Annotated in this window: 8 protein-coding genes and 1 tRNA gene; 2 read left to right on the top strand and 7 right to left on the bottom strand. The window is 33.1% G+C overall.

All coding sequences use genetic code 11. The annotated features are described in order from the left end of the window. Positions 1-87: 87 nt before the first annotated feature. The 6 genes from VKY47_RS09615 to VKY47_RS09640 form a co-directional block, all read right to left on the bottom strand. Positions 88-1,377 carry a hemolysin family protein gene (locus tag VKY47_RS09615; protein WP_324312350.1) on the bottom strand — a complete coding sequence of 430 codons (1,290 nt, stop codon included), beginning with the start codon at positions 1,375-1,377 and terminating at the stop codon, positions 88-90. A 3-nt stretch (positions 1,378-1,380) separates the two neighbouring features. Next, positions 1,381-1,572, bottom strand: a complete 192-nt coding sequence (locus tag VKY47_RS09620; RefSeq protein ID WP_324312352.1) for a hypothetical protein — start codon at positions 1,570-1,572, stop codon at positions 1,381-1,383. Between the two features lie 36 nt (positions 1,573-1,608). After that, positions 1,609-2,184, bottom strand: a complete 576-nt coding sequence (gene lptC, locus VKY47_RS09625; protein WP_324312354.1) for an LPS export ABC transporter periplasmic protein LptC — start codon at positions 2,182-2,184, stop codon at positions 1,609-1,611. A gap of 69 nt (positions 2,185-2,253) precedes the next feature. Continuing rightward, on the bottom strand, positions 2,254-3,630 hold the full coding sequence (locus tag VKY47_RS09630) for a tetratricopeptide repeat protein (protein ID WP_324312357.1): 1,377 nt from the start codon (positions 3,628-3,630) through the stop codon (positions 2,254-2,256). A gap of 16 nt (positions 3,631-3,646) precedes the next feature. Next, entirely contained in the window at positions 3,647-4,966 is a 1,320-nt protein-coding gene (locus VKY47_RS09635; RefSeq protein WP_324312359.1) for a BamG family beta-barrel-assembly machinery protein, read from the bottom strand. Continuing rightward, the gene (locus VKY47_RS09640; RefSeq protein ID WP_324312360.1) at positions 4,963-5,694 is read right to left on the bottom strand and encodes a type III pantothenate kinase; all 732 of its coding nucleotides are present in this window, start codon (positions 5,692-5,694) and stop codon (positions 4,963-4,965) included. Before VKY47_RS09640 ends, VKY47_RS09635 begins: the two co-directional genes overlap by 4 nt. A gap of 123 nt (positions 5,695-5,817) precedes the next feature. Here VKY47_RS09640 and VKY47_RS09645 point away from each other — a divergent pair. Together VKY47_RS09645 and VKY47_RS09650 are read left to right on the top strand one after the other, a co-directional pair. Further along, a tRNA-Phe gene (locus VKY47_RS09645) sits at positions 5,818-5,893 on the top strand. A gap of 749 nt (positions 5,894-6,642) precedes the next feature. Beyond that, on the top strand, positions 6,643-7,137 hold the full coding sequence (locus tag VKY47_RS09650; protein ID WP_324312361.1) for a YqiA/YcfP family alpha/beta fold hydrolase: 495 nt from the start codon (positions 6,643-6,645) through the stop codon (positions 7,135-7,137). A gap of 48 nt (positions 7,138-7,185) precedes the next feature. Here VKY47_RS09650 and VKY47_RS09655 read toward each other — a convergent pair whose 3' ends face one another. After that, positions 7,186-8,121 (bottom strand): TerC family protein, encoded by a 936-nt coding sequence (locus VKY47_RS09655; RefSeq protein ID WP_324312362.1) that lies wholly within the window; start codon positions 8,119-8,121, stop codon positions 7,186-7,188. Positions 8,122-8,420: the final 299 nt, after the last annotated feature.

The following is an 8,420-nucleotide window of genomic DNA, read 5'->3' on the forward strand; positions in this document are numbered from 1 at the left end:
AGATTATAAATTATCGAGCGCGAAAATACCATTTTCTATTTAATAATAAAAGTAGAATTACGCATTAATTATATTAAGATTAGGATTTTAATCGACGTCCAGTATTTTCAGTTCCACCAAAACGATTTTTGTATTGGAAACTTCAAGGATATTAAATTGAAAGTTATCGATGGTGACTATTTCATTTTGCTGAGGAATTTCTTCGGTAAAGTCAACAATTAAACCTCCAAGGGTTTCATAATTTTCACTTTCAGGTAAGTTAAGCTTAAAATGTTCGTTTAAATAATCGACTTCCAAACGTGCAGAAAACTTGTATAAATAGTCGTCCAGCTTTTCTTCAATCAAGATCATAGTATCATGTTCGTCTTCAATTTCGCCAAAAAGCTCTTCTACAATGTCTTCCACGGTTAAAACGCCCGAGGTGCCACCATATTCGTCCAAAACAATAGCCATACTTTTTCGTTTTTTTATAAGGATACTTAAAATATCTTTAATCAGCATGGTTTCTGGAACAAATTCTACCGGCACTAAAATAGACTTCAAGGTTTTTGGTTTTTTAAAAAGCTCGAAAGAATGCACATAACCCAATATATCGTCTATGGTATCTTTATAGATAAGGATTTTAGAAAAGCCTGTTTCGGTAAAAAGCGCATTTAGGGTTTTAGAACTCTCCGTAACATCTACTGCAGTAATTTCTGTTCTAGGAATCATGACTTCCCTAGCTTTTACTTCTGAAAACTCCAAAGCATTCTGGAAAATCTGAATTTCAGAATCCACATCGTCACTTTCTTCCACAGATTCCATTTGTTCACTAATATAGTTGCCTAATTCTACTTTAGAGAATGCCAATTGTATCTGATCTCCTTCAGTTTTAAAGAATTTTTTCAATACCAAATCTGAAATCCAAATAACAAAATCGGATATAAATGAAAAAAGCAGATAAAACAAATAGGCTGGAACCGCTAAAAGCTTAAGTAAATAGTTGGCATAGATTTGAAAAAATACTTTTGGAAGAAATTCGGCTGTTATTAAAATGACCAAAGTTGAAATAACAGTTTGGGTTAGTAAACTGAAATCTATAAGTAAAAAATTAACAATCCTGGAATGGGATGGTAAAAAAGTATGAAACCATGCCACGAGCAAGTTTCCCATAAAAAGCCCGTAAATAACCAAGGCAATATTGTTACCAATTAACATGGTAGCAATAAATTTAGAAGGTTTTGCTGTAAGTTTTGTTAATACTTTGGCCAAAAGCCCTTCTTGCTTTTTCTCAATTTCTATATGAATTTTATTGGAAGACACATAAGCAATCTCCATTCCGGAGAAAAAAGCAGAAAGAATTAAGGAAGCTATAATAATTATAACATCTGGATCCATGGATTATTTGTCGTCGGTATTTTCAAGTTTTTTATTGAATTTCTTTCTAAAGAAAAACATAAAAAGAGCGGCTGCTGCCAACAATAATGAAGCGATATCTAAAGTTCCTTCATTTAAATATGTTGAAACAACATTATAGAAAAAAACAATGGAAAACACTAAATATGCGTATTGAAAAAACTTAAATAATTTCATTTTGGTATGTTAAAATTGGTGTGTAAAGATACAGAATTATTCGTCAAGTGTGATGATTCCATCAATTTCTAACACTTCTGCCTTATTAAATTTTACATCAGAATCGAAACCTTTACCATTTATCACATCTCTTCCTGTTCTAAAAGTTACGGGTTTGTTGGTAAAAAGCCATTCTCTATTTTGATCGTAATAAAGTTGTTCGGCAAATAAAGTATCATTATTCGCGGAAGACAGGATTACATTTCCTTGTAGATCTATGATTCCGGTTTTATCGTAAACAATGGCATAATCAGAGACGACATTGCTTTTTTTGTTTTGTTCGTCAAATAAATCTAAGTCTATGCCCTCAGGGAATTCGTTGAAAACAAATTCTCTGTTCGAGTAATCCAACATTTTAGGACTTTTCAAATTAGCAGTTACTCTTCCAGAATCTGTATAAATTAGGTTAATGTGTTCTGCAACTCCAATAGGTTCGTTTTCAGAAATGCCTATTTTTTTGACCTCATCGAAGTTATTTTTACATGAAAAGAGCATAATTGAAATTACACCACAAACAAAAACCTTTTTAAGTGAATTATATATGACCATAATAAAAGAATAAATAGGTGCCATATATAAAAAACATAGTCACAGCAAGGGCTGTGACTATGTAATGAGTTTTATATAAAAATGTTTTAACCATTATAAACTTGGTACGGTAACACTATCTCCAATCCAACAACCAATATTGATTTTCTGACCTCCATTACCTGCTTCAAAAATTTCAGATTTTTGAGGAGCCTTATGTCTATAACTTACTGCAGCCTGTTCTGAAGCACTTCTTAAAGTAGGATCTACACGCCCAGCTTTTTCAGCTTCTAAAGCGGCCAACCAGAAAACAGCACGTTTGTTAAAGTTAGTATCTCCACAGTTATTTGCACTTCTACTGTACATGTCTGCTATTTTTAAATGTGGACGTCCATTAGATGGGTTGAATTTTAAAGCATTTCTGAAATAACCTCTAGCTTGTCCAAAATTTCCTTGTGATTTTAGTTTATCTCCAATTCTTTCGTAAAGTCTTGCTTTTTTGAAACTGTCCGATTCTAAACTGATAGCCTGCTCATAAAATCTAATAGCTTCAGAAGTTTTACCTTCTTTATCTTTTAAGATTCCCAAATAGTAAGCCGAGTTAGCAGACGGACTTAGTTTATGATAAGCGTTTACCAATTTAAAAAACAATGGATCGTCTGTACATTCTTTAGCCGACATGTTTCCAGCAGCTCTTTGTAACCAAACGGCATCGCCTTTATTCGCTTCAAAATCTTTAGCGTAAAGTGGTACTAAGTTTTCGCAATTTGCTCTAGAACCTAATTTGCTGTTAATACTACCCGCAATTTGATCGTATGCTTTTAAGTAACTTTCATAGGAGTTTTTGTAGCTCAATTCTTTACTAGTTAAACTAGCACCTGCATCTTCCTTCTCAATAAGCACGTTTAAGCTTTCTGAATAGTTACCTACTTCCTTATCAACTTTCTCAACAACTTCATCATATTTAGTGAATAATTCTCCAGCAGACTTCTTACCTGCATCAAATAAATCCACCATTAATGAGAAATAAGTATAAAGTGATTTCGGATTTGTAAATGTATCCGGATCTTCTTTATAAACAGCATCAAAACAAGCGTATATCTCCTCGTTAGATTTCTTTAAAATCTCCTTATTATCATATAACAACTGACAAGATTTAGCCCCAAACTCGCCTTTAGGTGTTTTACTCGCATAATAAGTTTCTCTTTCTCCCCAAAGTTTTACCAAATCGTTGATATAGGCAACTTTTTCGGTTCCAGAAGATTTATCAATCTTATCGCTAAGAATGCTTTCTCCATAAACAAAAATCGCTCTACTATAACTTGGATTTCTTTTTCTTAACTCCATGAACGGTTTGTATGCTGCGTCGTAATTTTTTGCTTTGGCATATTCAGACATGATAGATAAAGTGCTTGAATCCTCATCTTGAGCAGACACAAAATTCAATCCTAAAAATAAGGCTAACAGCAAGAATGTAATTTTGGTTTTCATAATATTTAGTTTATACTTAATTAAATTTTCTTCTTTGGAACCATCTATCGTTAAACGAAAAGCTTAGTTGGAAATTAATAAAATTCTCTTGAATTAAATTACTGTTTGTTGTTCCTTTCTTTCCAAACTCTACTCCTACGTTGGCATTAGAGAATGTGTTCCCCATTGGTAATCCTACTCCAAAAGATATGCCAAACTCGTTTATGGCTTCGTCGTTAATGTGCAATCCAGTACCTTCAAATCTAACTCCAGCTCTGTAAACCACTCTGTTTAAGTAACTTGAAAAAGAGTTGTAGTCTGGAATAAAAAACCCTCCAACAGAGATTGCAGAAGCGCTTGAGTAGTTTACGTTTCCTGCTGAATCGCTAGCTGCATATAAATCATTTTGAAATTTACTAACGTTTAAGTATGAATATTCTGCACCTACAAACCATATTCTTGGCTGACCTATTCCTGCTCCAAAAGCTAATTTTGCTGGAATTACTAAATCTGTTTGTTTTAAACCTTGCCCTTCTAAATCTGCTTCAATAGAATTCATCACATACTCGTTGTTGTTTACCGGATTTATAGTAATGGTATTAAACGAACGCGAGTTTCTTGAGGTTAAATTGGTTTTTGGTCTAAAGGTTAGTGAAGTTGTTAATTCAAATTCTTCTTGAATCATCTTTGTATAAGTCAAACCAAAATTTAAACCCACCCCACCTAAGTCCGATCTGTTATCTTCTCTCGTTTGATATTGTGCCAAACTACCTTGGTCCGTATAAACATATTCGATAGTATTGTTTCTAATATTACCAAAGTTATAACCAAAGTCCACACCTACACTTAATTCGTTTGTTACTAAATACCCCAATGAGGCATATACCTTATTGACACCTCCATCGCCCCTGAATTTACTTTTCAGGTCGTTGTTGCTATTCAAGCTCTCTAATTTATAACCAACTGTAGTATAAGGAATCAATCCCATTCCTAGTCCAAATCTTCCAATTGGGAAAGACATGGCCAAATAATCTAAAGTGGTAGAGTTTACTTCATCTGTAGACGAATTACTTTTTAATTTGGCGTTCGAGTGACTTCCACCAACCGCAAATTTCACGGGTCTGCTTTCGTAATCGTATTGAGCTAGGTTCTTAGTGGCGTAAGAAGCCGGATTTCTAAGGTTTAAATGAATACTATCTGAATAGATACTCAACCCACCCATACTTCTATTCTCAACAGTTCCTTTAAATTTTAAGCTACCAATTCCATAAAATGAATAGGGTGAGGCTGTTCCCTCTTGAGCGTAAATTTGAATTGCAAATAAAGCAATAAAAACTAATATTAGTTTTTTAATCATTCTGTTGAATTAAATTGTAAAATATGGTTCAATCCTAATAAAAGGAAATTTGAGTTGGCAAATATGCTATTTTTTAATTGTTTTGACAAGAAATAAGCATCTCCTCCTGTTAAAATAACTGTTAAATCTATATATTTTTGTCTATAGCTGTCTATTAGTCCATCAATTTCGTTTAAAATACCAAAAATAATTCCGGAATGAATGGCGCTTTCTGTCGAATTCCCAATCATATTTTCAGGCAGCTTTGTTTCTAATAACGGTAATTTGGCTGTAAAATTATTTAAAGCTTTATATCTCATTCTTAATCCCGGAGAAATAGCGCCTCCCAAATAGTTGTTTTCTGCACTGATAAAATCGTAGGTAATACAAGATCCTAAATCTATTATCAAACAATTCTTATTCGGATATTCTATAGACGCCGCACTCACCAAGGCCAATCTATCCACGCCTAAGGTTTTTGGTGTAGTGTACAGGTTTTTAAATGGAAAATTGGTTTCCGAATTCAAAACCAGCACTTTTAAGCGATGTTTTATAAGATTTAGAGCTTGTTCATCCATTTTTCCAACCGAAGAAATGATACATTTATCTATTTTTGGATGTTTTTTTAAAATAGATTCAAATTTATTTTCAAAAATAATGTCTTCTCCCGAAGTTTGAAAAACCAGCTCATCTTGCTGAAAAACAGCAAATTTAACCAATGTATTTCCAATATCTATAATTAAATTCATAGCTCTGTGTAAGATTGCAAATTTACAAAAGCATTTTTTATTTACTTTCTTTTGGCGAATAATAAAATTGCTTCTATATTTGCACCTGCCTAACCGAAAAATTAGGTTTGCAATTTTGCAGCTGGTGCCTTAGCTCAGTTGGTAGAGCAAAGGACTGAAAATCCTTGTGTCCCTGGTTCGATTCCTGGAGGCACCACCAGAAAACCCCGTAAACACTGTTTATGGGGTTTTTGCTTTTTAAGGGGACAATAAGGATTAAGATGCCACTACTAATCCCAACACTTTGAGACGAACAGATGTTTGGGTTTTTTGGTTTTATACACCTAAAAAATCTAAGTTAGATTCCTATAAACACTCCTTTTCAACTTTTTTAGTTTAGCGTGGCTGCCTACAACCCAAAAAACAATATTGGGAAGGAAATTCAATTGGTAAAAAAAAACACAAATAATTTTGGTAATTTTGGAATTAAAACATTCCTAAAGTAATTTTATAAAACAAAAAAGCCAACCTCAATAAACACCAACCTTCCGATTGCGTTATCCGAAAATGAGGCAGAATTGATCTATAGGGTTATAGCATGCTCTATTATAGCATCAAAACTTCCATCACGCGTAGCACATCTTTTAAAAAACCAGAGCCTTTTATCTAACTTCTTAAATAAATACACATATAAGTCTATTATATAAATAATTGATTATAGTTTTGAAGGAACCACCAGAAAACAGTATTTTAAAAATAATTGATGGACAAAAAATTACTTAAAAAGTTTAGATTTACATCATGCCCAAGCAGTCACACGATGCAAGGAAGCAGGATTCTGGCACGCAAATTAAAATGTGATACCGAATTGCGTGTTTAAAAATGAAACTCTAAAATGAATATCGAAACAGAGGTTTTGAAGTATGAATCCTTTAGAAAAACAATAAAATAAAAAAATATAATTAAACAATGAATATACTTTACATACACGGTTTAAACGGAAGCTTAAATCCTGAAAAAAGGGAGGTTTTAGAACCATACGGAAAAGTGTTTTCACCTTCCATTGATTATGAAGCAGATTCTGAAGCAATCGTTCATTTAGTCGAATCCTTTAAGTCTCATCACACCAATGTAGTTATAGGGAGTAGCATGGGTGGCTTTACAGGCTATTACGTATCAAATATATACCAATGTCCTGCTCTCCTTTTCAATCCAGCTTTAGCCGAGAGGTCTGTTTATCAAAACATTCCTGAAATCGAGCATAAAACAAGCCCATTTAAGCAAATAGTTTTAGGCACAAAAGACGATATAGTCGACCCAAAACAAACCCTTGGTTTTTTAGCTGAAACGCTAATTTATCATCCAGAATACAAAGTGCATATTCATAATAGTTTAGCACACCGCATTCCTCTAGATGTTTTCGAGGAAGAAGTCAAGCTGTTTTTTAAGCAGTTGAGCAAGTAGCTTTTCACAGATACATGAATACAATAGTCTGACTACAACTTCCTAGACTTATCTCCTTTTTGCTAAGGAAACTAAAATACCCGTGGCAAGAGCGAAACCAATAAAACCTAAGGAAACCCATTCCGGAAACTTAAAGTAATGCACGATCAGCATTTTAATACCAACAAAAGACAAAATGGCAATTAAACTGTATTCCAGGTAACTAAATCTTTCCAACATATTTGCTAAAAAGAAATACATGGAACGCAAGCCTAAAATCGCAAAAATATTAGAACTAAATACTAAAAAAGGATCTGAAGTTATTGATAAAATGGCGGGTACGCTATCAATAGCAAACACGACATCCATCATTTCAATAACAACCAAGGCAACAAACAAAGGGGTGGCCGCAGTAATATGCTTACGTTTAACAAAAAACTGTTCGTTCTCAATCTCAGTCGTAATAGGCATAATTCTTTTTAACATTCTAAAGACAATTGATTTTTTTGGATGAAAATCCTCATCTTTTTTAAACAACATTTTAAGTGCTGTATAAACCAAGAAAGCACCAAACACATAGGTCATCCAAGAAAACTTATGAATTAGCATGACACCTAAAAAAATCATTAGGCCTCTAAATACAACGGCACCCAAAATCCCCCAAAACAAAACGCGATGTTGATACATAGGCGGAATTTTGAAAGAAGCAAAAATAATAGCAATCACAAAAATATTATCAATACTCAAGGACAACTCGATTAGGTAACCTGTAATGTATTTAATCATGGCATCCTGCGGCAATAAGTTGTCTGGATTATCAATATGAACGCCCCCACTATACAACCAATAAATCACTCCCGAAAAGGCAAACGACAAAGATACCCAAACTAGTGTCCAAACCCCAGCTTCCTTAGAGTTGATGACATGTGGATTCTTATTGAATACACCTAAATCCAAGGCTAAAAAAATTATTATTCCAATAATAAATAGAATCCAAACTATCATTTAAAGTGAGTTTTAAGTTGTACAAATATACTTTTTAAATGTGCTAATTTTTTATCGAATTAAAAAAATAAAATCATTAATGTCCGATAAAAGATAAAATCAAGTGACCTCATCTTTTATCTGTTTGATTATCAGTTATTTAATTTTAATTTATTATGATTTTTCAAAAACAGGCTACCAATTAAAAGATAATTGTTCTTGCTCTGCTTTGTCAATAATCCAGTCTTTTTCCGGATTTTCTAGAAATCTCATCAAATTAATGTAATTGAAAAGATGGATTTTACAGAAGCTGACCAAAT

The sequence above is a fragment of the Xanthomarina sp. genome (assembly GCF_035306705.1).
In the GTDB taxonomy this organism is placed as follows: Bacteria; Bacteroidota; Bacteroidia; order Flavobacteriales; family Flavobacteriaceae; genus Xanthomarina.